This window comes from Mycobacterium sp. (genome assembly GCF_047975165.1).
Taxonomy (GTDB): Bacteria; Actinomycetota; Actinomycetes; order Mycobacteriales; family Mycobacteriaceae; genus Mycobacterium.
The window spans coordinates 41,137-65,850 of sequence record NZ_JBKECZ010000032.1; the positions used below are offsets into that span (position 1 = coordinate 41,137).

The window sequence follows — 24,714 nt, forward strand, 5'->3', positions numbered from 1 at the left end:
CGCCGGCGCCCAGACCGTAGTGTCTGGGCCATGCAACGGATTATCGGGACGGAGGTCGAGTACGGTATCTCCTCGCCGTCGGACCCGGCTGCCAATCCGATCCTGACCTCGACTCAGGCGGTACTGGCGTACGCCGCCGCCGCCGGTATCCAACGGGCGAAGCGCACCCGCTGGGACTACGAAGTGGAGTCCCCGCTGCGCGACGCCCGCGGTTTCGACCTGGGTCGTGCGGCCAGCCCGCCACCGATCGTCGATGCCGACGAGGTCGGCGCGGCCAACATGATCCTGACCAACGGCGCCCGGCTGTACGTGGACCACGCGCATCCGGAGTACTCGGCACCCGAATGCACCGATCCGCTCGACGCGGTGATCTGGGACAAGGCCGGGGAGCGGGTGATGGAGGCGGCGGCCCGCCATGTCGCGAGCGTGCCCGGGGCCGCCAGGTTGCAGCTCTACAAGAACAATGTGGACGGCAAAGGCGCCTCGTACGGGTCGCACGAGAACTACCTGATGTCGCGCCAGACGCCCTTCTCGGCGATCATCGCCGGCCTGACCCCGTTCCTGGTCTCCCGGCAGGTGGTGACCGGCTCGGGTCGTGTCGGCATCGGTGCGTCGGGTGACGAATCGGGCTTCCAGCTGGCACAGCGCGCCGACTACATCGAGGTCGAGGTCGGGCTGGAGACAACCCTCAAGCGCGGCATCATCAACACCCGCGACGAACCGCACGCCGACGCCGACCGGTACCGCCGCCTGCACGTCATCATCGGCGACGCCAACCTCGCCGAGACGTCGACCTACCTGAAGCTCGGCGCCACCGCGCTGGTGCTCGACCTGATCGAGGAAGGCGTCGAACTCGAGGATCTGGCACTGGCCCGGCCGGTGCACGCGGTGCATGCGATCAGCCGCGATCCTTCGCTGCGCCAAACCGTGGCCCTGGCCGATGGCCGCGAGTTGACCGGCCTGGCGCTGCAACGGATCTACCTCGACCGGGCAGCCGCATTGGTCGGCCGCCGCGATCCCGACCCGCGCGCCTCCCACGTCATCGAGACCTGGGCACACGTGCTCGACCTGCTCGAACGCGACCCGATGGAATGCGCCGAACTGCTGGACTGGCCGGCCAAGCTGCGCCTGATGGAAGGCTTCCGGCAGCGCGAGAACCTCAGCTGGTCGGCGCCGCGGCTGCACCTGGTCGACCTGCAGTACTCCGATGTGCGGCTGGACAAAGGCCTGTACAACCGCCTGGTTGCCAGGGGATCGATGAAGCGGCTGATCACCGAACACCAGGTGATCGACGCGGTGGACAACCCACCGATCGACACCCGCGCCTACTTCCGCGGTGAGTGCCTGCGCCGGTTCGGCGCCGACATCGCCGCGGCCAGCTGGGACTCGGTGATCTTCGACCTGGGCGGGGAGTCGCTGGTGCGGATCCCGACACTGGAACCGCTGCGCGGCAGCAAAGCCCATGTCGGTGAGCTGCTGGATTCGGTGGACAGTGCCGTCGAACTGGTGGAGCAGCTCACCGGCTGACACACCGGCCGGCACACCTGCGGCCCGGGGGCCCGGGTCCCGCGGATGGGCCTGCTCACGGCGGCGACCGGCCTGAGCGGACCGGTAGGGTAGAGACATGCCGGCGGGCGGATGCACATCTCCCGCCGGCCGATGACGAAGCAGGAGGCGGGGATGGCCCAGGAGCAGACCAAACGCGGTGGCGGCGGCGGAGACGAAGACGATCTCGCCGCAGGCGCCGCGGCCGGCCAGGAGCGTCGCGAAAAACTCACCGAGGACACCGACGACCTGCTCGACGAGATCGACGACGTTCTTGAAGAGAACGCCGAGGACTTCGTGCGCGCATACGTCCAAAAGGGCGGCCAGTGACCTGGCCCCTGCCTGATCGCCTGTCCGTCAACCCGTCAACGTCCGGAGTTCCCGCGATAGGCGCTATCGGTCTGTCGTCTTTCGCCGAGTTCCTGCGCCACCGGGCGCCGGAATTGCTCCCGACGAGCTTCGGCGGAGCTCGGGCCGGTGAGCAACTGCCGCACGGAACCACCATCGTCGCGCTCAAATACCCCGGCGGCGTCCTGATCGCCGGCGACCGCCGCTCGACGCAGGGCAACATGATCGCCGGACGTGATGTGCGCAAGGTGTACATCACAGACGACTACACCGCCACCGGCATCGCCGGCACCGCTGCCATCGCCGTGGAGTTCGCCCGCCTGTACGCCGTCGAACTCGAGCACTACGAGAAACTCGAAGGTGTGCCGCTGACGTTCGCCGGCAAGGTCAACCGGCTGGCAATCATGGTGCGCGGCAATCTGCCCGCCGCGATGCAGGGGCTGGTGGCCGTGCCGCTGCTGATCGGCTACGACATCGACGCCGCGGACCCGCAGGACGCGGGCCGCATCGTCTCCTTCGACGCGGCCGGCGGGTGGAACATCGAGGAGGAGGGTTACCAGTCGGTGGGCTCGGGCTCGATCTTCGCCAAGTCATCGATGAAGAAGCTGTATTCCCGGGTCGCCGACGCCGATTCGGCGCTGCGGGTAGCCGTGGAAGGGCTCTACGACGCCGCCGACGACGACTCCGCGACAGGAGGGCCGGATCTGGTCCGCGGTATCTACCCCACCGCCGTCGCCATCGACGCACACGGTGCGGCCGAGATCGCCGAGGCGCGGATCGCCGACATCGCGCGTGAGGTCGTACAGCGCCGGTCCCGTCCGGACACTTCGGGCACCGAGGGCGGTGAGAGGTGAGCTTCCCGTACTTCATCTCGCCCGAGCAGGCGATGCGCGAGCGCAGCGAGCTCGCACGAAAGGGCATCGCCCGCGGCCGCAGTGTGGTCGCCCTGACCTACGCCGACGGGGTGCTGTTCGTCGCGGAGAACCCGTCGCGATCGCTGCAGAAGATCAGCGAACTCTACGATCGGGTGGGATTCGCCGCCGCCGGCAAATTCAACGAATTCGACAATCTGCGGCGGGGCGGAATCCAATTCGCCGACACCCGGGGCTACGCCTACGACCGCCGCGACGTCACCGGCCGCCAGCTGGCCAACGTCTACGCGCAGACTCTCGGCAGCATCTTCACCGAGCAGGCCAAGCCCTACGAAGTCGAGCTGTGCGTGGCCGAGGTCGCCCACTACGGCGAATCGAAAGCCCCCGAGCTCTACCGGATCACCTACGACGGTTCGATAGCCGACGAGCCGCATTTCGTGGTGATGGGCGGCACCACCGAACCCATCGTCACCGCGCTCAAGGAGTCCTACACCGAGAACGCCGGCCTGGCCGAGGCGCTGCGAATCGCCGTGGAGGCGTTGCGATCCGAATCCGCCGGCACCGCCGGGACCGCCGCCGCTGCCGCCGCTGCCGCCGCCGGCGGCCAGACCGGCGCGGAGGCGGAGAGCCTGGAAGTGGCCATCCTCGACGCCGGCCGGCCGCGGCGGGCGTTCAAGCGGATCGGCCGCCCGGCGCTGGAGTCGCTGCTGGAGCAGACCGAACCCGCGGGGTCGGGCCGGGAGCCCGACGCCGAAGAATCCCCGGACCCGTGATTCGGGCGCGGCTGCGCACCGCCGCCCGAAGCCAACCAGTACCCTCGAATGGGTGCAGCGTCGAATCATGGGCATCGAGACCGAATTCGGTGTCACCTGCACCTTTCACGGGCATCGGCGGCTGAGCCCGGATGAGGTGGCCCGCTACCTGTTCCGCCGGGTGGTGTCCTGGGGGCGCAGCTCCAACGTGTTCCTGCGCAACGGCGCCCGGCTCTATCTCGACGTGGGCAGCCATCCCGAATACGCCACCGCCGAATGCGACAACCTGACCCAGCTGGTCACCCATGACCGGGCCGGGGAATGGGTGCTGGAGGATCTGCTGGTCGACGCCGAGCAGCGACTCTCCGACGAGGGCATCGGCGGCGACATCTACCTGTTCAAGAACAACACCGACTCCGCGGGCAACTCCTACGGCTGCCACGAGAACTATCTGATCGTGCGCGCCGGGGAGTTCTCCCGGATCTCCGATGTCCTGCTGCCGTTCCTGGTGACCCGGCAGCTGATCTGCGGCGCCGGCAAGGTATTGCAGACCCCCAAGGCCGCGACGTTCTGCCTTTCCCAACGTGCCGAACACATCTGGGAAGGCGTTTCCTCGGCGACCACCCGCAGCCGCCCCATCATCAACACACGCGACGAACCACACGCCGACGCCGAGAAATACCGGCGGCTGCACGTCATCGTCGGCGACTCGAACATGTCCGAGACCACCACGATGCTCAAGGTCGGTGCCGCCGCCCTGGTGTTGGAGATGATCGAAGCCGGCGTGGCGTTCCGCGACTTTTCGCTGGACAACCCGATCCGTGCCATCCGCGAGGTCAGCCACGACGTCACCGGCCGGCGGCCGGTGCGGTTGGCCGGCGGCAGGCAGGCCGGAGCGCTGGATATCCAGCGGGAGTACTACAGCCGCGCCGTGGAGTACCTGCAGACCCGGGAGCCGAACGCGCAGCTCGAGCAGGTCGTCGACCTGTGGGGGCGTCAGCTCGACGCCGTGGAAAGCCAGGATTTCGCGAAGGTGGACACCGAGATCGACTGGGTGATCAAGCGAAAGCTGTTCCAGCGCTACCAGGATCGCTACGGCATGGAGTTGTCCGACCCGAAGATCGCGCAGCTGGATCTGGCCTATCACGACATCAAGCGTGGACGAGGAGTGTTCGACCTGTTGCAGCGCAAGGGTCTGGCGGCCCGGGTGACCACCGACGAGGACATTGCCGAGGCCGTCGACAATCCGCCCCAGACCACTCGGGCCAGGCTCCGCGGTGAGTTCATCAGTGCAGCTCAGGCCGCCGGCCGGGACTTCACCGTCGACTGGGTGCACCTCAAGCTCAACGATCAGGCGCAGCGCACGGTGCTGTGCAAAGATCCGTTCCGTGCCGTCGACGAGCGAGTCAAGCGGCTGATCGCGAGCATGTAGCACCTATCTTGAACCGCATGGCCATATCGAAAGTCGAACGGCTGGTCAACCTGGTCATCGCACTGCTGTCGACCCGGGGCTACATCACCGCGGAGAAGATCAGGTCCAACGTCGCCGGATACGCCGACAGCCCCAGCTCCGACGCGTTCTCGCGCATGTTCGAACGCGACAAGAACGAGCTGCGCGACCTGGGCATCCCCCTGGAAGTGGGCCGGGTGTCCAACCTGGATCCCACCGAGGGCTACCGGATCAACCGGGACGCCTATGCCCTGCCGCCGGTTGAGCTCAACGCCGACGAGGCGGCGGCGGTGGCGGTGGCCACCCAACTGTGGGAATCGCCGGAATTGATCACCGCCACCCAGGGTGCGCTGCTCAAGCTGCGGGCGGCCGGCGTGGAGGTCGACTCCGCCGACGGCGGGTCCGCGGTGGCGATCGCCGCCCCTGCCGGTTTCCCGGGGTTGCGCGGGTCCGAGGATGTGCTGGGACCGCTGCTGTCGGCCATCGAATCCGGTCGGGTCGTGCAGTTCGCGCATCGCCCGACGCGGGCCGAACCGTTTGCCACCCGCACCGTGGAACCGTGGGGTGTGGTCACCGAGCAGGGCCGCTGGTATCTCGTCGGCCACGACCGGGACCGCAACGCCACCCGCGTCTTCCGGCTGTCGCGAATGGGCGCGAGCGTCACACCCGTCGGGGAACGCGGAGTGGTCACCGTGCCCGCAGGCGCCGACCTGTCCGGGATCGTCGCCAAGGCGGTCGCGCGGACGCCTACCGGTGCCCGGGCGTCGGTCTGGGTCGCCCGGGGCCGGGCCACCGCGTTGCGCCGGGGTGCAACGCCGCTGGGGCCCCGGCGCCTGGCAGGCCGCGATGGCGATGTGATCGAGATCGAGATCGTATTCGCCGACCGGCTGGCCCGCGATATCGCCGGTTACGGCGCCGACGCGATCGCCTTGGAGCCGCCATCGCTACGCGAGGACGTGCTGACCCGGCTGCGTGCCGCGGCCGGTGGCGCGGAGGCGCCGGCATGACCGCCATCACCGTCCGGCTGGTACGCCTGCTCAACATGGTGCCGTACCTGCTGGCCAACCCGCGGATCACCAAAGCCGATGCGGCCAATGAACTCGGTGTGACCGAAAAGCAACTCGAGGCCGACCTCAATCAGTTGTGGATGTGCGGGCTACCCGGTTACCTGCCCGGCGACCTGATCGACTTCGAATTCTCCGGCGACACCGTCAAGGTGACCTTCGCCGCGGGCATCGACCGGCCATTGAAGTTGACCTCGCCGGAGGCCACCGGCCTGCTGGTGGCGCTGCGCGCATTGGCCGACATTCCCGGTGTGGTCGATCCGCGAGCGGCGCGCAGCGCGATCGTCAAGATCGCCGCGGTTGCCGGCGTCGCAACGACCGGACACGAACACGTCGCGACCGCCGTCGATCAACCGGCGCGGCTGGAGAGCCGCGCGGCAGCCCACGTCCGGGCGGCCGTGCGCGACCGGCGCGCGCTGACCCTGGACTACTACGCCGCCTCGCACGACTCACTGACCACGCGGACCGTCAACCCCATCCGGGTCGTGTTGATCGGCGGCCACAGTTACCTCGAAGCCTGGTCCCGCGAAGCCGAAGGGGTCCGGCTTTTCCGGTTCGACCGCATCGTCGACGCCACCGAGCTGGGGCAGCCGGCGGTACTGCCCGACCCGGTGCGCCGGTCACCGACGGACACCTCGCTGTTCGACGGCGACCCGGCCCTGCCCTCGGCGACGCTGCGGGTGGCACCGTCGGCATCCTGGATGCTGGAGTACTACCCGATGCGTGACGTTCGGGAGCTCCCCGGCGGCTGGTGCGAGGCGACCATGACCTACGCCTCCGACGACTGGATGACGCGGCTGCTGCTGGGTTTCGGATCGGAGGTGGCGGTGCTGGCGCCCGAATCGCTGGCGCACCGGGTACGCGCCGCCGCCGAGGGGGCGCTTGGGGCCTATCGGGCGGCCGAGCTGCGGTAGCATCGGGGCCGAACGTCTGGAGGTGATCGAAGTGGGCGGTCTTCAACCGTGGCACTGGCTGATTCTGGCGATCGTGGTGATCGTGCTGTTCGGTTCCAAGCGGCTCCCCGACGCGGCGCGCTCGCTCGGTAAATCGTTGCGGATCTTCAAATCCGAGGTCCGCGAGATGCAGAGCGAGAACCGCCCCGACACGCCCCCGCAACCCCCGGCGCCTCCCGCCGTCGCCCCAACGCCGGTGCAAGCCCAGCGTGTCGACCCGGCGGAGGGCGCCGAGCAGGGGCAGGACCAGGCCCGTCGGGCTTAGCCCGGCGGCGCGCTGACCGAGTGTGGTGAAAGGTTCCGGGGTCTCGGCGCGCACCCTTGGTTCTCTCAAACGGCTCAACCTGCGCAACCGGCGCAGTCGCGTCAACCCCGACGCGACCATGTCGCTGGTCGATCACCTGACCGAACTGCGCGCCCGGTTGCTCGTCTCGCTGGCCGTGATCGTGGTGACCACGATTTTCGGCTTCATCTGGTATTCGCATCCGATTTTCGGGCTGGACAGCCTCGGGGAGTGGCTGCGCCACCCCTACTGTGCGCTGCCCCCGTCCGCACGGGCCAGTATCAGCGCCGACGGGCAGTGCCGGCTGTTGGCCACCGCGCCGTTCGACCAGTTCATGCTGCGTCTGAAGGTTGGCATGACCGCGGGGGTGGTGCTGGCCTGTCCGGTGTGGTTCTACGAACTCTGGGCGTTCATCACCCCTGGGCTCTACAAGAAGGAGCGCCGGTTCGCCGTTGCTTTCGTGGTCCCCGCCGCGGTGCTGTTCCTCGCCGGTTCGGTGCTGGCCTACCTGGTGCTGTCGAAAGCTCTGGGTTTCCTGTTGACCGTCGGCAGCGACGTTCAGGTGACCGCGTTGTCCGGCGACCGGTATTTCGGTTTCCTGATCAATCTGCTGGTGGTGTTCGGGGTCAGCTTCGAGTTTCCGCTGCTGATCGTGATGCTCAACTTCGTGGGCATGCTGACCTACCAGCGGCTCAAGGAGTGGCGGCGGGGCCTGATCTTTGCGATGTTCCTGTTCGCGGCGGTGTTCACCCCCGGATCCGATCCGTTCTCGATGACTGCGCTGGGGCTGGCGCTGACGGTTCTGCTGGAGTTCGCCATCCAGATCGCCCGGCTGCACGACAAGCGCAAAGCCAAACGGGATGCAGCCGTCGAAATCCCCGATGATCAGGCGTCGGTCATCGAGCCGGCAGCACCCATACCGACGCCGTCGGCGATCAGCGGAACCCATGACGACGTCACCTGAGCCCGAGCTGCCCGAGCTGGACCGGTTCACCGGCGAGCTCTCCTTCACACTCGACGGGTTCCAGCGGCGGGCCTGTGCCGCGCTGGAACACGGCCACGGCGTGCTGGTCTGCGCACCCACCGGCGCCGGCAAGACGGTGGTCGGCGAATTCGCCGTGCACCTGGCGCTGGCCGGTGGCGGCAAGTGTTTCTACACCACACCGCTGAAGGCCCTGAGCAACCAGAAGCACACCGACCTGACCGCCCGCTACGGCAAGGAACGCATCGGGCTGCTGACCGGCGACCTGTCGGTCAACTCAGATGCGCCGGTGGTGGTGATGACCACCGAGGTGCTGCGCAACATGCTGTACGCGGATTCTCCTGCGTTGCAAGGACTTTCCCACGTCGTCATGGACGAGGTGCATTTCCTGGCGGACCGGATGCGTGGCGCCGTCTGGGAAGAGGTCATCCTCCATCTGCCCGAGGAGGTGCGCCTGGTCAGCCTGTCGGCGACAGTGAGCAACGCCGAAGAATTCGGCGGCTGGATCCAAACGGTGCGCGGTGACACCACGGTGGTCGTCGACGAGCACCGGCCGGTGCCGCTGTGGCAGCACGTGCTGGTGGGCAAGAGGCTGTTCGACCTGTTCGACTACCGCGACGGGGCCGGAGCGGGGACCGGGAAACCGGCCGATGCGGTACCGCACGTCAATACCGACCTGGTGCGCCACATCGCCCACCGCCGGGAAGCCGACCGGCTGTCGGACTGGCGCGGGCCCCGTCGGCACGGGGGGCGCGGAGGTGCCGGACGATCCGGCGGACGGCCCCGCTTCTACCGCATGCCCGCGCGGCCCGATGTGATCGCCACGCTCGATGCCGCCGGATTGCTGCCGGCGATCACGTTCGTGTTCTCCCGGGTCGGCTGCGATGCAGCCGTGCAGCAGTGCCTGCGTTCACCGCTGCAGCTGACCACCGACACCGAGCGCGCCCAGATCGCCGAGGTGATCGAGCACCGCTGCGGCGACCTGGCCGAGGTGGATCTGGCGGTACTGGGCTACTACGAGTGGCGCGAAGGCCTGCTGCGGGGGCTGGCCGCCCACCACGCCGGGATGCTGCCCGTGTTTCGCCACACGGTCGAAGAACTGTTCACCGCCGGCCTGGTGAAGGCCGTCTTCGCCACCGAGACCCTGGCGCTGGGTATCAACATGCCGGCCCGCACAGTGGTGCTGGAGAAGCTGGTGAAGTTCAACGGCGAACAGCACATGCCGCTGACACCGGGGGAGTACACCCAGCTGACCGGCCGGGCCGGTCGGCGCGGTATCGACGTCGAAGGTCATGCCGTGGTGCTCTGGCACCCCGGCGAGGCCACCGCGGAGCCGTCGGAAATCGCGAGCCTGGCCTCCACCCGCACGTTCGGGCTGCGAAGTTCCTTTGCACCGTCGTACAACATGACGATCAACCTTGTGCAGCAGCTGGGGCCCGAGCAGGCCCACCGGCTACTTGAGCAGTCGTTTGCCCAATACCAGGCCGACAGGTCGGTCAGCGGCCTGGTCCGCGGTGTCGAACGCGGAAAAAAGATGCTCGACGAGATCGCCGGCGACCTCGGCGGACATCGGGCGCCCGTCCTCGAATACACCCGGCTGCGCGCCCGGATCTCCGAGCGCGAACGCTCCCAGGCGCGCGCCTCGCGGCTGCAGCGCCGCCAGGCGGCCAGCGACGCACTGGCCGCGCTGCGCCGCGGCGACATCATCACCATCAGCCACGGACGGCGCGGCGGGCTCGCTGTCGTCCTGGAATCCGCTCGCGACGCCGCCGATCCGCGACCGCTGGTGCTGACCGAACACCGCTGGGCGGGGCGGATCTCCTGCGCCGACTATTCCGGAGCGACACCGCCGGTCGGGTCGATGTCGCTACCCAAGCGCGTCGAACACCGCCAGCCGCGGGTGCGCCGCGACCTGGCTTCGGCGCTGCGGTCGGCCACCGAAGGGCTGACGATCCCCAAGGTGCGGCGCGACGAGGAGGACGCCCACTACGACCCCGAATTGTCCGCACTGCGCGAGCAACTGCGACGCCATCCCTGCCACGGCGAGGCCGGCGTGCAGGAACGCGTGCGCCAGGCCGAGCGCTACCTGCGCATCGAGCGAGACAACGCGCAACTCGACGCCAAGGTGGCCGCCGCCACCAACTCCCTGGCGCGCACCTTCGACCGGATCGTCGGGCTGCTCACCGAGCGCGAGTTCATCCGGGGCTCGGCGACCGACCCTCGGGTCACCGATGACGGCCGGCTGCTGGCGCGCATCTACAGCGAGAGCGACCTGCTGGTGGCCGAGTGCCTGCGCACCGGTGCGTGGTCGGGCCTGAAACCGGCCGAGCTGGCGGCGGTGGTGTCCACGGTGCTCTACGAGACGCGCGGCGGCGACGGCCATGGCTCCGGCGCGCCGTTCGGCTCGGAAAGCCCCACGCCAGCGTTGCGCAGGGCGCTGGTCGCGACACTGCGGATGTCGTCGGCGTTGCGTGCCGACGAGCAGACGCACCGGATCGCCCTCAGTCGCGAACCCGACGACGGCTTCGTCCGGGCTGTCTACCGGTGGGCCCGCACCGGCGACCTGGCGGCGGCCCTGGCGGCAGCCGATTCCGGGAGCGCCGGAACGGCGCGGTCGCCGGCACGGTCAGCAGGATTATCCGCGGGGGATTTCGTCCGCTGGTGCCGCCAAGCGCTCGACCTGCTTGATCAGGTGCGTATCGCCGCACCCGACCCCGAGGTGCGGGCCGCCGCCAAGCGCGCGATCAATGACGTCCGGCGCGGCGTCGTCGCGGTTGACGCCGGGTAGGCTTGGCCGAGGTTACGGTGGCATTCGGAATGTGCCCGAACGTGCGGGAACGTTGCGGCAGGCGATGGCCGCGGGACTGCACTGCCGTTGGGCGGCCAGGACGATTTCGACTGAGGAGTGACGATGAGTGGACCGCAGGGGTCAGACCCGAGGTGGCAGCAGCCCGAGCAGGGTTCCTCGGACGCAACGGCGGTGGGGTCCGCCTGGCAGCCGCAGGCGGGGCAGGACGCGACCTGGCAGGCGCAGTCCTATCCGGCGGCGGAATATCCTGCCGGCTACCAGCCGCCGGCCGACCCCGCGTATCCGCAGAACTACCAGCAGCCGGGCTACGGATCGGACCTGGGCTCTCAGGAAACCCAGTTCGGCGCCGCGCCGCAGTCCGGCCAACCGGGCCAGTACGGCCAACCGCCGCAGTACGGCCAACCGGGCCAGTACGGCCAACCGCCGCAGTACGGCCAGCCGAGCCAGTACGGCCAACCGCCGCAGTACGGCCAGCCGAGCCAGTACGGCCAACCGCCGCAGTACGGCCAGCCGAGCCAGTACGGCCAGCCGGGCCAGTACGGCCAGCCCGACCAGCCGGGTCAGCCGGGTCAGCCGGATGGGTCACCGACACGCTCCAGGGGAACGCTGGTTGCGGTGGCGAGCGGGATCGCCGTGCTGTTCCTTCTCGCCGTGGGGATTCTCGGGTTCCTGGTTCCCGGGTTCTTCGTCACCACGCAGTTGGACGTCAGCAAGGCCAACGACGGGGTGCAACAGATCCTCACCGACGACACCAACGGCTACGGCGCCAAGAACGTCAAGGACGTCGAATGCAACGGCGGCTCGAACCCGACCGTGAAGAAGGGCGGCACCTTCGACTGCACGGTCAGCATCGATGGTGCGGCCAAGCACGTCACGGTGACCTTCCAGGACGACAAGGGCACCTACGAGGTCGGCCGGCCCCAGTAGCTTCCCCCGGCAGCCGTCAGGAGAGCCCGTCGAGCGCCGTGCGCAGGCGGGCGATCGACGAGCCGACTCCGTAGCGGGCCGCCAGTTCGGCGGTGCGATCCGGGTCGACGGGGCGCGAGGGCACGTTGTCGGTGGAGGTCGACAGTGTGACGGGGGCGTCGGTGGCGACCCGCACCACGGTGCCGGCGGCCTCGATGTAGCCGGCGGCGGCACGTAGTTTCGCTCGCACACCCTTGGCCATGGCGGATTCCGGATTCTCGGCGGCGGCCAGGATATCGGCCAGCGAGTGGTGTTGCGTCAGCAGCGCGGCCGCGGTCTTCTCGCCGATGCCGGGCACCCCGGGCAGGCCGTCGGACGGGTCGCCGCGCAGCAACGCCAGTTCGGCGTAGGCGTCTCCGGCGCGATCCACCGGGACCCCGTACTTTTCCGCCACCTCGGCCGGCCCGAACAGGGTGGCCCGGGCCAGCCCCCGGCCCAGGTAGAGGACGCGAACCGGGACCGGATCGTCGGCCACCACCTGCAGCAGGTCGCGGTCCCCGCTGACCACGACGACGGGGTTGCGGCGTTCCCGTGCGGCCAGCGTCCCCAGGACGTCGTCGGCCTCGAAACCCCGCGCGCCCGCCGTCGCGATCCCGACGGCGTCCAGCAGTTCGGTGATCATCTCGACCTGCGGTGTCAGGTCGTCGGGTATTTCTTCGGGGTCGGCCTGCCCGGCCGGCCCGGGCTCCGGCTCGCGCTCGAGCTCGGCAACCCGGTGCGCCTTGTACGACGGGATCAGGTCGACCCGGAATTGCGGGCGCCAGTCCAGGTCGAGGCACACCGCCAGCCGGGAGGGGCGCTGCCGGGTGATCACCACCGCCATCGAGTCGATGAAGCCGCGAACCGCATTGACCGGGCGGCCGTCGGGCGCCGTGATCACCGACGGCACGCCGAAGTAGGAGCGGAACCACATGCTGGCGCCATCGAGCAGCAGTAGCGGGGCGGGCATGCCGCCCATCCTGCCAGGGCGCCCGGTTAGCCTGGCTGCCATGGATTCTCACCGGTTCGAAACCTCGGTGTATGCCCGGCGGCTGGCCGCCGCGGCCGGCTTGGCCGCCCGGGCGGGCCTGGCCGGGCTGGTGATCACACCCGGCTACGACCTGCGGTATCTGCTCGGGTCGCGCGCGGAGACATTCGAGCGGCTTTCGGCACTGGTGGTGCCCGCTTCCGGTGCCCCGGCGATGGTGCTGCCGCGCCTGGAGATGGCCTCCCTGAAAGCCTCGGCCGCGACGGACCTGGGACTGGCCGTCCTGGACTGGGCCGACGGCGACGACCCCTACCGTCTGGTGCGCGATGCCCTCGGTGGCGCCTCCGGTTCGGTGGCTGTCGCGGATTCCATGCCGGCGCTACATCTGTTGCCGCTGGCGGCCGAACTGGGTGCGATGCCGGCGCTGGCCACCGGCGTGCTGCGGGAATTGCGAATGGTCAAGGAGCAGGCTGAGATCGACGCGTTGCGGGAGGCGGGGGCGGCGATCGACCGGGTGCACGCCCGGGTGCCCAGCCTTCTGCTACCGGGCCGCAGCGAAGCCGACGTTGCCGCCGACATATCCGAGGCCATCGTCGAAGAGGGGCATTCCGAAGTGGCGTTCGTCATCGTCGGATCCGGCCCGCACGGAGCTGACCCGCACCACGGCTACTCCGACCGCCGGCTGGCCCGGGGGGACATCGTCGTCGTCGACATCGGCGGAAGCTACCGGCCCGGGTACCACTCCGACTCGACCCGCACCTACAGCATAGGTGAGCCGGATAGTACTGTCGCGCAGCAATATTCGATTCTGCAGCGGGCGCAGCGGGCAGCATTCGAGGCGGTGCGCCCGGGGGTGACGGCATCGCGGGTCGACGCCGCCGCCCGCGACACGCTTGTCGCCGCCGGACTCGCCGAGTACTTCGTGCACCGCACCGGGCACGGTATCGGGCTGAGCGTGCACGAGGAGCCCTACATCGTGGCCGGCAACGATACGGAGCTGGCCGCCGGCATGGCATTTTCCATCGAGCCCGGAATCTATTTCGCCGGGCGCTGGGGCGCGCGCATCGAGGACATCGTGATCGTGACCGACGACGGGGCGGTATCGGTCAACAACCGGCCGCGGGAGCTGACGGTGGTGCCGGTGTAGTCAGGTGCGGTGGGGCTGGGGCCGCCGGCTCGGCGGGGCTCACGGAACAAGGGCGAAGGCCTCGGCGCGGCATGGTCGGACAACGGTGAAGTGACGACGGTCGACAGTCGCAATCTCCGCGATCCCCAATCGCTCCGCAGTGACCACCACGGAGGCATCGACGGGGTCAAGCGGCAGGCTTCGGTACCTCGCGACCAGTTCCGCGATCCGCAGCCAATCCCCGGCTGCCAGCGGTTCGACGGTGAAAGCGCCATCGGCCAAGTCGCCGAGGAACCGCACCTCGGGCTCGTAACCCAGTCGAGTACTCAGTAGGTAGACCACCTCGGTGACCACGAGTGTCGGGACGATCAACGGACCCGGATGGCTTTGCAGCAGCTCCAGCGATGACGCGTGGTGCGCGTCGTCGGCGTCGACGTAGGCGTATAGCGGACCCGCATCGACGACGATTGCCGCTATGGTCCGACCTCGGCAGTCAGGATCTCCTCGATGCGCTCGGAGACATCGCTACGGCCGCTTCGGCCGGCGGCTGCCGCGTTCAACTGCCGACGGCCACCGGTCGCGCCGAGGTGATTCGCTTGCTGTCGCCGGAGCGGGTCGGCGGAGCGGGTCGGCGGCGTGATCGGAACCGCGACGCCGTCATCGCCCGCGACGACTCCCGGCCAGGAACCAGGCGAGGTGGTAGTTGGCGGCGGTTTCGTCGCCATCGATCAGTGCCTCAAGGCCGGCAAGTAGCTGCCAGTTCCCGACATCATGGGCGTCGACGTCATCGGGGTAACTGTCCAACACGGTGGTGCCGACGGTTTCGATGTGCCCGCGCAGCAGCCGCAACTCGGAATCGAGCACACCGGTGCCCGTGGCGGCGGCCTTGGCGAGCGTATGGGCGAGCCGAGGCAGGCCATCGCGCCACCGGGTGGCCTGGGTGAGCTCCCAGCCGAGATCGCCGACGGCGGCGGCGAGTCGCGGGCTCGGCGAGGTGGCGGGCGGTTCGTCCCCGTCGGGCGTGTCCTGGGTCGGTGTGTACCTGGCGACGGCGGTGATGTCGCCCAGCAGGGATTCCAGGCTGCCGTCTCGGTGTGCGGGGTGCGGCAGTGTCACCGCGGAAGGCAGATCGATGCCCGGCGGAATCCATCCGCCGGCCAGATCGGTCGACAGGATCGTGGTGTCGTCGGCCCGGTCACCGGCCAGCCATGCCAGCCGCGGTTGTTGGCGGGCGACGGCGTTGACCAAGCGCCGCAATCGATTTTCGGCAGCGCCGTTCGCCGAAGCCGCATCGGCACAGACCGCTACCGCTCGGGCCGCGACTGCCGCCCCCGGCGGCGGGGCCGGGACGGCCGGCGGACGCCGACGCAGCACCGTGGGATGACCCGCGCCGCTGTGGCCGGCCGCGGACGTCACCGGCGCCGAACTCGGCGCGGCGGGTGCCGGTGGTGAGGCAGGGGCCGGCGCCGACGATGCGAGCGATGTCGAGGCCGGGGACTGGGCCTGGGCCGGGGCCTGGGGTCTGAGGTCGGCGGCGTAGCCCGGCAGTGGGCCGGCGACCGGCATTGGCGCGGGCGGCGCGACAGCGGCGACCGCGGGCGCGACTGCGATTGCCGGTGGTGGCGACGGCTCCGAGGTTGGCCCGCGGTGTGGCGGTGCGGGTGAATCGAATGCCGGCGCCGGCGCGTGGCCGGATGACACAGCGGGGGGAGGTGCGGCGGCGGCGGGCTCCCCGGGCTGCTCCGCCGGTGCGATCGGTGGCGATGGCACGGCGTAAGCGGCTGCCGAGAGGGGCGCGCCGGCTTCGAGGCCCTTGGAGAAGCTCCGTGCGAGTTCGCGGGGGCTGAGGGAGGGGGCGGTAGGCGCGGGGGGCAGCGGGGGCGCAATGGGTGCACGGGGCGCCGCCGGTGATGGCAGGCCGGGGGCCGGCGCCGGTGCCGGCGGTGCGAGTACGGGTGTCGACACCGCAGCGGGGGCGATCTCCGACGCCGGCGGTGCGTCGCCGACGCTCACGCTTGACCGCGGACGGCTGCCGGGGTGCGGCTGGGGCGCCGGGCCGCCCGGGCCTACCGGTTCCCCGGTCGAGTCCGCCCGCGCGCCTGGGCAATCGAGCATTTCTCGGATGCGAGTCCCGGAAGGGTGGTTGTCCCGGGGTTGGCGAAACATTTCCGAGGTGTCGAGGCCATGGACATCGGCGAACTGTCGGGCCGATTGCCCGGTTCCTTGTTCATCGAGGATTCGCTGCAGCGCGTCGAGTACGTTGCCGCCGCATTTTGCCGAGGCGACGTTGGCGAGCAATCGGTACCGCTGGATTACCTCGAGAGTCTGGGCGATCTTGGCTTCGGTCGGCTCCGGGGTTTGCTGAATGCTGTCGATCTCTTCGTTTCCGCTCCCGGCCAGGTTCGCGAGATCCTGGCGCAGGCACACGACGCTGTCGCGGGCGGTCCGGTAGGCCGCTGCTTTTGCCGCGTTCATCGCCGCAATGCTGCGAACTTGGTCTTCGCCACGCGAAAAGGCGGTTCGGAGATTGTCCGCGGTGATCCCGCGTTGGTCGGCTATCGGCCCCGTTCCGGCGTGGCCGAGCACATCGGCATAACGATTGAATTCGCGTTCGAGTCGACCGCGGTTGGCTTTGCCGGCACTCAGAGCCGCCAGGTCCTGATCGCTGGGCCATTGATCGCCGATGAGTAGCTGCGACCAGGTGCCCGCGGGGAATTCCATGCTGGTCAGGCTCGGCCTTCGCCGTCGCGCACGGCGTCGGGGAGCAGGATGCGCCGCGTCGCCATTGGTTTCCCGTCGGTGTGCCTGGTCGGCGTAGGTGCGGGCGGCGGCGCGGTGATGCGTCCCTGCACCGGCGCGCCGTTCTTCACCGTCGGTCCGACGATGCGCTTGGTGTCCGGTGCGGCGGCCTTGCCGGCGCCGCCGGCGCCGTGTGCGGCCCCCGGCGGCACCATCGGCATGGCGCCCATCGGTCCGCGCTGCACCGGTGGCGCCTCGACTGCCGGATGGACCACCGGTGCGGCGGCCTGCGACGACGCGGGAAAGGTACCGGGCGACGGTGACGGCGTTGGCGTCGGTGTCGGTGGCGGGCCCAGCAATGCGGTCGGGGTCGTCCCCTCGAATCCGCCACCGCCGCCCGCAAAGCCGCCGCCCGCGCCCCCGACACCGAAGCCGCTGCCACCCGGGCCCCCGCCGAACCCGTCGTCACCGAATTCACCGTCACCGAATTCACCGTCACCGAATTCACCGGCGCCACCGATCAATTCATCGGGCAGCACCTCGGCCTCACCGGCGCCGGCGCTCTGCAGCATCCCCATGCCCATCTGCATCGCTTGTTGCCCTGCCTGAGCGGCCTGCTGTGGAATCTGGCTCAGCGGCTGCAGGATCCCCCCGAGCGCCCCGGCGATACCCCCGGCAATGCCCGATGCCAGCTGTGGCACCTGCTGCAACATCTGTGACATCTCTGCCGAACCGCCGACACCGTCCAGTTGTGCGGTCGCCTGCTGTTCGTTCGACGGGAATTTGGCGAGCGCGTCGTTAGTCAGCGCTTCTCGCTCGCCATGCCCGTCCAGCGCCTCGCCGTAGTCGGCGGCATCGCCGGCGTTGGCGGCCACACCGAGCACCCGCAGCAACTCGCTGACGGTGGCACTGCCCATTGCCAACTCGTCGGAGGCGATCAGCGGCGGCGGCGGTATGCCGAGCAGTTGCGACAGCTGGTCCAGGCTGATTCTCAGCTCGTCGCCATCGGCGCTCATTGCTTCCCCCAAGCTCTGCCGTCCCGCCAGGCCGGTCTGCCGCCAGGCCCCAGGCACCAGACCCAAGGCCCAAGGCCCCCGACCCCAGGCCCCAGCGCCCAGGCCCCAGGCACCAGCGCCCAGGCTCCAGGCCCCAGACCCCAGACCCCAGGCCCGCCACCCGCCAGCGCCCAGCGCCCAGCGCTGCCGTGCCCAGGCTCCCGGCACGATGCTAGCGCCGATTCGCGTTTCGGGTAATTCAGGTTCGCCGCCCGCGGCGCGCACCTGTTCGCCCGCCCGCTAGCGATGCAGCGGGTCCGGGTCGGCGATCACCGCGTTGTAGCGAAGGATCATGTCCCGGTCAGCGATGAGCGGCCCGCCGGAGGTATCGCCGGAATTCTGCGCGAACAGCTCGGTCAGCGCCCGGTTGAGGACGTGGTCGTAGCGGCCGGATGTGAGATTTCTTACCCTGCCCGCCAATTCGTCCAGCGTCGCGATCCGGCCGTCGACCAGATACTCGCCCGGGACGGGGACGTGCTGCCCGGAGGCGATGAGCGCATTGAGAATCTCGCGATCGGCCTGCCCGACGGACATCTCCGGCAGCGGATGGCCGATCGCGGCTGAGCCGGTGGGCGCCGGCCCGACGACATCGTTCTCCAGCGCCGTGGTGAGCATCCCGACCCCCAAACCCGCGGACGGGCCGACGCCGGGGATCAACCCTGCGGCTCCGCTGAGTCCTTTGGCGGCCAATTCGTATGCGCTCTTCCGGTGGTCGTATTCGGTGTGCAGCGCGGTGTCCTCGGACAGTTGATGATTCTCGACGTCGGCGATTGCGGCGTTGCGGACACCGGCGGCGACTAGGCCGCGCAGGGTCGCCGCGTCGTGCAGATTCTCGTTGTAGCTGTTCAGGGCCGATGGGTGATCCACAAACTCACGCCCGTAGCCGGATTCGGCGAGCAGGGCCTGCCGATCGGCGGCGCCGTTGAATTGGTCGGATGCGTCGTGGTCGGTGCTCAGCACCGAGAACACCGCTTTGGCGACGGCCATCGTGCCACTGGCGGCGGACCCCTCGCCGTTTTCCAGGGAACCACCGAATTCCGCTACCGCACCTGACGTTCCAGCGATATTGCCGACGTACGGGGTGAGTCCGCGGGCTATGCTCCGGACCAGATCCGGGTTCACCTGGCCCAGGGTGTGGTTGCCGGGCAGGTGCAGCAGTTGGGGTTCGTTGGCTCCGAGGTATGACGCGTAGGCCCGTGCGGTCCCACCGGCGATTGCGGAATCGGGGCCGCGCGCACCGCTTTGCGTCCAATCGAACAGCGACCCAACGGCTTTGCCCCCATCCGACCAGTGGTGGCGGGTCAGGCTGTCGAGGAATGCCGCGCCGTCGGGTCCGGTAAGCATGTCGTGCACCGCCCGGTGGTCCGGTGATGCCGCGGCCAGAACGCCTGCAACCACCGGATCGAACGGGTTGTCCCGCAGGCTGCTCCGCCCGTTGCTGGCCGGGTCGCGACGCCAGTCCGGGGTGGCCATCGCAGCCGAGGCCCGGCGGATCATCGTGCGATCCAATTCGGTGTTGGTCTGGAATGCCGGGTTGCCGTCTTTGACGACGTTGCCGATGATCGACATACCGCCGACCGAAAGCACCCAGGGTGTGGTGAGCGCGGTTTCGACACTGCCGGGCAGTCGCTGGGCACCGCCGTTGAGCAACTCCGAACCCGGCGATGCACCGGACGTGGGCTCCGTCGCGGGAAACAGGATCGCGGTGTTGCTCATCAACTGCCATGAATTGCCGATCATTTCGCGCTGGTCGCCGAGGCGTTGTTCGGCGGACCACAGCGCGTCGATCGACATCCCGTGCTGTTGAGCCTGCAGCTGACCGAGCACGCCGGCCTGCTCAGCGGTCAGCGGGGTGCCCCCCGCACGCTGTTCGGCGGTTATCGAATCCAGGACGGCGTTGACCCGCTCTGCCGCCGCCACATCGCCGGCCAGGGCGGCGTGAACGTCTCGCTCTGCTCCGGCCTGCCCCGCGGGTTCGACGGCAGCCAGACCGGTGACCAGAGTCGCGTCATACCCGTCCTGGTCGCGCAGCGCGGTCATCGAGCGGTGCAGCGATTCCGAATACCGGTCCCGGATCCGATTCACCCGGTCGAGTGCCGCGACGGTGTCGTTGACGGCGTCGTGTTCGAAGCCGTCGACGATGTCGTCGAGCGCCCATTCCCGCGCCATGGCCAGGTGTCCGGCGCGCAGGAGTTCGTAGGCTTCGCCGAGCTGTCGATCGATGGCTTCCAGCCGGTGTTCCAGTGTGCTGATCTGGCCGCGGGAGGCCCGCTGCGCCTCGGCCAGAATCGCTGCCACCGTTTCGAGGTCTGCTGCGATCTTCGGCAGCTGCGCGACCTGATCGGCGAGGGTTCGGGTGACCTGTTCGACCTCGGCCGCGTCGTTGATCGGATGTTCGCCGGTCTCGCGGTTCCACGCACGCTCGAAGCGGCTGCGTGCGTCGGCGAATGCGATGTCGGCGGCACTCGCGCCGTTGCCGGCATCGTGAAACGCCTGAGCCAGCGACGAGATCTCTGCGGGGCGGCCGCGCTGCAGGGTGGTGTCGACCGCCCACGGATCTCCGCCGGCGGCCGAGACCAGCTTCGTCACGCTTATGTAGTGCAGGCGCATCGAATCACCCGCAGCGCATCGGCGTTGCCGACCTCCATGCCGGTGAATCCTGCGGCGGCGAGGTGCGCCCGGTCGCCGATCGAGGCCAGGGTTTCGCCGTGGGTGGCCATGGTCAGTCGGTGCCGATCCCGGGCTGACCGCGCCGCCCGGTGAAACGAGTCGGCCGCGGCGAAGTCGCCGAAAACCCCCGGCGAAAGCGCAACCGGGGCAAGGCAATCGGCGCCTCGGCGGGCATGGTCGCCCGCGTGGCCGACCGCGCTCGCGCCGGCACGCAATAACCCGCTGTCAACGAACATCGCTGATCCCCCTCAGTGGCGTCGGCGACGACGCGGCGACGCACGAACCCATTGGCGCGTTGACACGGACCGGAAACGCTGGCGAGGCTAATACCGGCCCGGCGCACCCGCAATTCACCGACGCCCGACGGCCGGCGCCCGCCGGTGCACCGCCCGGTGCTACTCGACCCGGGCCAGCAGGTGCGGCGAGCCCAGCACCCGCTCGATGTGGACCTCGATGACCACCCGCCGCGGATTGACCCGCGGGGTGCGATAGCGCTGGGCGTAACGCAGTTCCGCGTCGTGCACCGAATCGACGTCCTTGTGCACCGCCGCCCGGCCTTCCAGCGACAGCCACCGGGCGCCGTCGACCTGGCTGAGCACCGCCACACCGCCGCGTTCGGCGTTGACGGCCTTCTGCGAACCGCCGTTGGTGATCACCCGGGCTATGTGCGTTTTGGGGTCGAAGGTGAAGCCGACCGCCACCACGTGCGGCGAGTTGTCGGTGCGCAACGTCGTCAACATGGCCAGGTGGCGTTCGGTGAGAAACGCCAGTGCGTCGTCGGTCAGCCGCGCAGTGGTCTTGGCCATGGGCCCTCACGCTAGCGCAGGCGATAATCACTGCCGTGGACGACACGGACGTTGGCGCGGTGGTAATTTTCGGCGGCCGCAGCCAGATCGGGATTGAACTCGCGCAGCTCCTGGCTCCGGGGGCGGTGCTGGTGCTGGCCGCGCGCACTGCCGACCGGCTCGGCGACGAGGTGTCCGCGCTGCGCGCAGCCGGAGCGGCCGCGGTGCACACCGAGGAGTTCGACGCCGATGATCTGGGCTCGCACGGCCCCCTCGTGGAGCGGATCGTCACCGGGTACGGACCTATCGGGACGGCGGTGCTGGCCTTCGGGATTCTCGGCGACCAGACCCGGGCGGAAGCCGACGCGGCGCACGCCGTCGCCATCGTGCACACCGACTACGTCGCCCAGATCAGCCTGCTCACCCATCTGGCGAATGCGATGCGCCCGGCGGGACGGGGTTCACTGGTGGTGTTCTCCTCGGTGGCCGGCGTCCGGGTGCGCCGCGCCAACTACGTCTACGGCTCGGCCAAGGCCGGCCTGGACGGCTTCGCCACCGCGTTGGGCGATGCCCTGCACGGCACCGGTGTCCGGCTGTTGGTGGCTCGGCCCGGTTTCGTGATCGGACGAATGACCGAGGGCATGACCGCGGCACCGCTGTCGAGCACGCCTCGGCAGGTCGCCGCGGCCACAGCCCGGGCGCTGGCCCGGGGACGGCGCAGTGTCTGGATTCCGTGGGCACTGCGGCCGATGTTCGCCCTGCTGAAGTTGCTGCCGCAAGCCGTATGGCGCCGGATGCCGCGATGATCACCGGCGTGTCCCGGTGACCCTCCGCCACTTGCCCATTGACACTGCGCCTGTGGCGCAGAAGTGCGGGTAGGCCGTGCCCTGGGCGCAGAGTGAATGCTCAGGGGGCTGGGCAGTGGCGGTGACTCTGCGTCCACGGCGACGACACGCCGACCACCACCGCCCTGGACGCAGGATGAACTCAACTGCCCCTACCGTCTGGATTCGTCTAGATTTGGCGTCGTGACTCCGACGTTCGCCGACCTGGCCAAGGCGCAATACCTCCTGCTCACCACGTTCACCAAGGACGGTCGGCCCAAGCCGGTCCCCATCTGGGCGGCGGCCGACGGCGACCGTCTGCTGGTCATCACCGAGGCCACGTCGTGGAAGGTCAAGCGGATCCGCAACACACCGCGGATCACCCTGGCCATCTGCGACATGCGCGGGCGTCCGAAAAGCGAGTCCGTCGAAGGGACCGCGGCCATCCTCGACACCTCCCAGACCGGGGCCGTCTACGACGCGATCGGCAGCCGCTACGGCGTCGTCGGCAAGGTCTTCAACATGTTCAGCAAGCTGCGCGGAGGCATGGACCGCAACGTAGGACTCGAACTCAGGGTGGTCTGAGCGCCGGTTCCGCCCGAGATCCAGCCGAGTTGAGCCGCCCGGCACCGGAGGGGCGGCGGGCAGGGCTCAGGGCACAGGCGGCGGGATGACACGGGTTCCCGGCGCCGGCGCGCCGGCGCTACCTGTCGGCGCCGCGGGCGCTGCCGAAGGCGTGGGCATTGCCGAGGGCCCGGGCGCCGCCGAAGGCGTGGGCGCTGCCGAAGACGCGGGTGTCGCGACCGGCGTGGGCGTGGCGACCACCAGCACCCCACCGGATATCCACTGAATGGTGATCGTGGTCTGCGGCAACGCGGTCTGCAAGTCCGCTTGCAGTGCTTCGGTGTCGGGTTTGGTCGGGCCGATCAGAGTGACGGTGACAGCGCTGGAGGTACCCGAGATACTCAGGACCGAGGTGTCCGAGCGCTTGGCGGCCCACGCTCCGGCGGTGGACCGCACGGCGTCGAGGGCGGTCTTGGTTTCATCGGACCGGCGGGAATCCGGGGTGCGGGTCCAGGCCAGACTGACCGGGATCACGGTGTTGAATCGCGTGTTGATCAGCGACGTCAGGTCTTCGGACTTCTTCGGCGGGAACGGCCCGTTTGTCGCCACGACCAGGGTCCCCGACTCATAGCTGAGCCCCTGCAACGTCAGCGACTGGCCGGCCAGCCAACTCCGGATCACCGGGCCGAGTTCGTTCAGCGGCACCTGGGGGGTTTTCGGCCGGCTCTGTTCGGGGTCGTGCAGCGGAATCCAACTCAGCTCCACCGTGACCGGGTGCCCCAGGGCGCGGCTGAGGCTGGCGGCCACCGTCTGGACCGGCGGGGGAGACGTGGGGCTGGTGACCTCGGCGCGCACGGTGCTGCCCGAGGCCGTGATGTGGCTGAGCACACTGCCCGGGCTGAGCATGCTCGTCAGCGTCTCGGTGGCAACCTCGAGGTCACGCGCATGGCCGGTGAGGGCGATGAACCGTGGGGTGAGGATCATCGCCACCGCTGCGGCGCCGATGATGGCCATCGTCAGGGATGCCACGATGTGGTGGCCGTGCGTGCGGAAGTTGTCCCGCGGGACCAGCCCGCTCAACAGGAATACCAATGCGGCCATCAACACGATGCCCACCAGGTTCGAGGAGAACAGCAGCGCCGCGCCGCGTGCCAATTGCGGTTGCCCCCGGCCGAGCAGCACACCCACTGAAGCCAGCGGCGGAACGACCGCCACCGCGACCGCCACACCCGGCAGCGCCGAGGAGATCTTCTTGTTGATGGTGGCCAGTGCCCCGACAGCGCCGGCTCCCATGGCCACGAACAGGTCGCGGATGTCCGGGCTGGATCGCGAGATCACCTCCGCGGGCAGCCCGGCCCCGGTCGCGGGCAGTAGGGTAGCGGCCACCCAGCCCACAGCCACGGAACCGGCAGCCGACAGCAAAACCAGGGCGAGCACCGGGAATAGTCGGCGCACCCAGCCCATGACCAGGCAGGCAGCCATCCCCATCATCGGCGCCATCAGGGGCGCGATCATCATTGCGCCGATCACCACCGCCGCCGAATTCTGCAGCAGCCCGACCGCGGCGACCATGCTCGACAGGAACATCAACGCCGCGAATCGGCCCAGTGCGCCCCCCGAGGGAGCCACCATCAGCGTGTCGAGGATGTCGTGGCGCTCGTCATCGGGTATCGGTTTTGGCCGCCACAGGATCGTCCTGAATCTCCTGGGCTTCGGAGCGGCTGCCGTCCCGGTACAGCCGCCACCGGCGAGCGGCGGCTGGGAGCCGCCACCCGGCGTTGCCGGTGATTCCACCGTCATCGGTTCTGTCGCCTGTCGAAAGTCGAAGGTCAGGGCTGGATTCGGGGGAGCCGAAATCGCCTGGTGGAGACGCATGTTGGCAGTGTGGCAACCACACACATTATCTAAATAGCGACGCGCCGGAGTTGTGGCCGAAATGCAACCTCATACCCCGTGGCTC

The 24,714-nt window shown here is 69.3% G+C and carries 23 protein-coding genes; 15 read left to right on the plus strand and 8 right to left on the minus strand.

Annotated elements, in window-relative coordinates; genetic code table 11:
* Nucleotides 1-30: 30 nt before the first annotated feature.
* From dop to ACK5M9_RS02875, 11 genes are all read left to right on the plus strand, one after another.
* Complete coding sequence (dop, locus tag ACK5M9_RS02825) at nucleotides 31-1,527, plus strand: depupylase/deamidase Dop (RefSeq protein ID WP_416891683.1); 1,497 nt, start codon at nucleotides 31-33, stop codon at nucleotides 1,525-1,527.
* Between the two features lie 153 nt (nucleotides 1,528-1,680).
* Entirely contained in the window at nucleotides 1,681-1,875 is a 195-nt protein-coding gene (locus ACK5M9_RS02830; RefSeq protein WP_416891710.1) for a ubiquitin-like protein Pup, read from the plus strand.
* On the plus strand, nucleotides 1,872-2,747 hold the full coding sequence (gene prcB, locus ACK5M9_RS02835) for a proteasome subunit beta (RefSeq protein WP_416891684.1): 876 nt from the start codon (nucleotides 1,872-1,874) through the stop codon (nucleotides 2,745-2,747). The genes ACK5M9_RS02830 and prcB overlap by 4 nt, the downstream gene beginning before the upstream one ends.
* Nucleotides 2,744-3,538, plus strand: coding sequence for a proteasome subunit alpha (prcA, locus tag ACK5M9_RS02840; protein ID WP_416891685.1), 795 nt, complete (start codon nucleotides 2,744-2,746; stop codon nucleotides 3,536-3,538). The genes prcB and prcA overlap by 4 nt, the downstream gene beginning before the upstream one ends.
* A gap of 52 nt (nucleotides 3,539-3,590) precedes the next feature.
* Complete coding sequence (gene pafA / locus ACK5M9_RS02845) at nucleotides 3,591-4,949, plus strand: Pup--protein ligase (protein ID WP_416891686.1); 1,359 nt, start codon at nucleotides 3,591-3,593, stop codon at nucleotides 4,947-4,949.
* Between the two features lie 17 nt (nucleotides 4,950-4,966).
* Nucleotides 4,967-5,974, plus strand: coding sequence for a helix-turn-helix transcriptional regulator (locus tag ACK5M9_RS02850; RefSeq protein WP_416891687.1), 1,008 nt, complete (start codon nucleotides 4,967-4,969; stop codon nucleotides 5,972-5,974).
* Nucleotides 5,971-6,945 carry a helix-turn-helix transcriptional regulator gene (locus ACK5M9_RS02855; protein ID WP_416891688.1) on the plus strand — a complete coding sequence of 325 codons (975 nt, stop codon included), beginning with the start codon at nucleotides 5,971-5,973 and terminating at the stop codon, nucleotides 6,943-6,945. Before ACK5M9_RS02850 ends, ACK5M9_RS02855 begins: the two co-directional genes overlap by 4 nt.
* Before the next feature lie 31 nt (nucleotides 6,946-6,976).
* Nucleotides 6,977-7,249, plus strand: a complete 273-nt coding sequence (gene tatA / locus ACK5M9_RS02860; protein WP_416891689.1) for a Sec-independent protein translocase subunit TatA — start codon at nucleotides 6,977-6,979, stop codon at nucleotides 7,247-7,249.
* Nucleotides 7,250-7,274: 25 nt separating this feature from the next.
* Nucleotides 7,275-8,231: a twin-arginine translocase subunit TatC gene (tatC, locus tag ACK5M9_RS02865; protein ID WP_416891711.1), complete on the plus strand. Its 957-nt coding sequence runs from the start codon at nucleotides 7,275-7,277 to the stop codon at nucleotides 8,229-8,231.
* Nucleotides 8,215-11,037 carry a DEAD/DEAH box helicase gene (locus tag ACK5M9_RS02870; RefSeq protein WP_416891690.1) on the plus strand — a complete coding sequence of 941 codons (2,823 nt, stop codon included), beginning with the start codon at nucleotides 8,215-8,217 and terminating at the stop codon, nucleotides 11,035-11,037. The genes tatC and ACK5M9_RS02870 overlap by 17 nt, the downstream gene beginning before the upstream one ends.
* Before the next feature lie 123 nt (nucleotides 11,038-11,160).
* A complete protein-coding gene (locus ACK5M9_RS02875; RefSeq protein ID WP_416891691.1) occupies nucleotides 11,161-11,985 on the plus strand; it encodes a DUF4333 domain-containing protein in 825 nt (274 codons plus the stop codon).
* A gap of 16 nt (nucleotides 11,986-12,001) precedes the next feature.
* Here ACK5M9_RS02875 and ACK5M9_RS02880 read toward each other — a convergent pair whose 3' ends face one another.
* Entirely contained in the window at nucleotides 12,002-12,973 is a 972-nt protein-coding gene (locus ACK5M9_RS02880) for a 5'-3' exonuclease (protein WP_416891692.1), read from the minus strand.
* Between the two features lie 40 nt (nucleotides 12,974-13,013).
* On the opposite strand from ACK5M9_RS02880, the gene ACK5M9_RS02885 reads away from it, so the two are divergent.
* Entirely contained in the window at nucleotides 13,014-14,138 is a 1,125-nt protein-coding gene (locus tag ACK5M9_RS02885) for a M24 family metallopeptidase (protein ID WP_416891693.1), read from the plus strand.
* 39 nt (nucleotides 14,139-14,177) lie between these two features.
* Here ACK5M9_RS02885 and ACK5M9_RS02890 read toward each other — a convergent pair whose 3' ends face one another.
* Both ACK5M9_RS02890 and ACK5M9_RS02895 read right to left on the minus strand, forming a co-directional pair.
* Nucleotides 14,178-14,594 carry a type II toxin-antitoxin system VapC family toxin gene (locus ACK5M9_RS02890; RefSeq protein ID WP_416891712.1) on the minus strand — a complete coding sequence of 139 codons (417 nt, stop codon included), beginning with the start codon at nucleotides 14,592-14,594 and terminating at the stop codon, nucleotides 14,178-14,180.
* A gap of 180 nt (nucleotides 14,595-14,774) precedes the next feature.
* Entirely contained in the window at nucleotides 14,775-15,533 is a 759-nt protein-coding gene (locus ACK5M9_RS02895) for a DUF5631 domain-containing protein (protein ID WP_416891694.1), read from the minus strand.
* 768 nt (nucleotides 15,534-16,301) lie between these two features.
* Here ACK5M9_RS02895 and ACK5M9_RS02900 point away from each other — a divergent pair.
* Nucleotides 16,302-16,808, plus strand: a complete 507-nt coding sequence (locus ACK5M9_RS02900) for a hypothetical protein (protein ID WP_416891695.1) — start codon at nucleotides 16,302-16,304, stop codon at nucleotides 16,806-16,808.
* A 35-nt stretch (nucleotides 16,809-16,843) separates the two neighbouring features.
* Here ACK5M9_RS02900 and ACK5M9_RS02905 read toward each other — a convergent pair whose 3' ends face one another.
* From ACK5M9_RS02905 to ACK5M9_RS02920, 4 genes are all read right to left on the minus strand, one after another.
* A complete protein-coding gene (locus ACK5M9_RS02905) occupies nucleotides 16,844-17,872 on the minus strand; it encodes a hypothetical protein (protein ID WP_416891696.1) in 1,029 nt (342 codons plus the stop codon).
* Nucleotides 17,873-18,151: 279 nt separating this feature from the next.
* Entirely contained in the window at nucleotides 18,152-20,500 is a 2,349-nt protein-coding gene (locus tag ACK5M9_RS02910; protein WP_416891697.1) for a hypothetical protein, read from the minus strand.
* Nucleotides 20,501-20,502: 2 nt separating this feature from the next.
* Complete coding sequence (locus tag ACK5M9_RS02915) at nucleotides 20,503-20,817, minus strand: DUF2563 family protein (RefSeq protein ID WP_416891698.1); 315 nt, start codon at nucleotides 20,815-20,817, stop codon at nucleotides 20,503-20,505.
* A 159-nt stretch (nucleotides 20,818-20,976) separates the two neighbouring features.
* The gene (locus ACK5M9_RS02920; protein ID WP_416891699.1) at nucleotides 20,977-21,387 is read right to left on the minus strand and encodes a F420-dependent biliverdin reductase; all 411 of its coding nucleotides are present in this window, start codon (nucleotides 21,385-21,387) and stop codon (nucleotides 20,977-20,979) included.
* Between the two features lie 35 nt (nucleotides 21,388-21,422).
* On the opposite strand from ACK5M9_RS02920, the gene ACK5M9_RS02925 reads away from it, so the two are divergent.
* Together ACK5M9_RS02925 and ACK5M9_RS02930 are read left to right on the plus strand one after the other, a co-directional pair.
* Complete coding sequence (locus tag ACK5M9_RS02925) at nucleotides 21,423-22,172, plus strand: SDR family NAD(P)-dependent oxidoreductase (RefSeq protein WP_416891700.1); 750 nt, start codon at nucleotides 21,423-21,425, stop codon at nucleotides 22,170-22,172.
* Nucleotides 22,173-22,394: 222 nt separating this feature from the next.
* Entirely contained in the window at nucleotides 22,395-22,775 is a 381-nt protein-coding gene (locus ACK5M9_RS02930) for a PPOX class F420-dependent oxidoreductase (protein ID WP_416891701.1), read from the plus strand.
* Between the two features lie 66 nt (nucleotides 22,776-22,841).
* On the opposite strand, the gene ACK5M9_RS02935 is transcribed toward ACK5M9_RS02930, so the two are convergent.
* Nucleotides 22,842-24,629, minus strand: coding sequence for a DUF389 domain-containing protein (locus ACK5M9_RS02935; protein WP_416891702.1), 1,788 nt, complete (start codon nucleotides 24,627-24,629; stop codon nucleotides 22,842-22,844).
* Nucleotides 24,630-24,714: the final 85 nt, after the last annotated feature.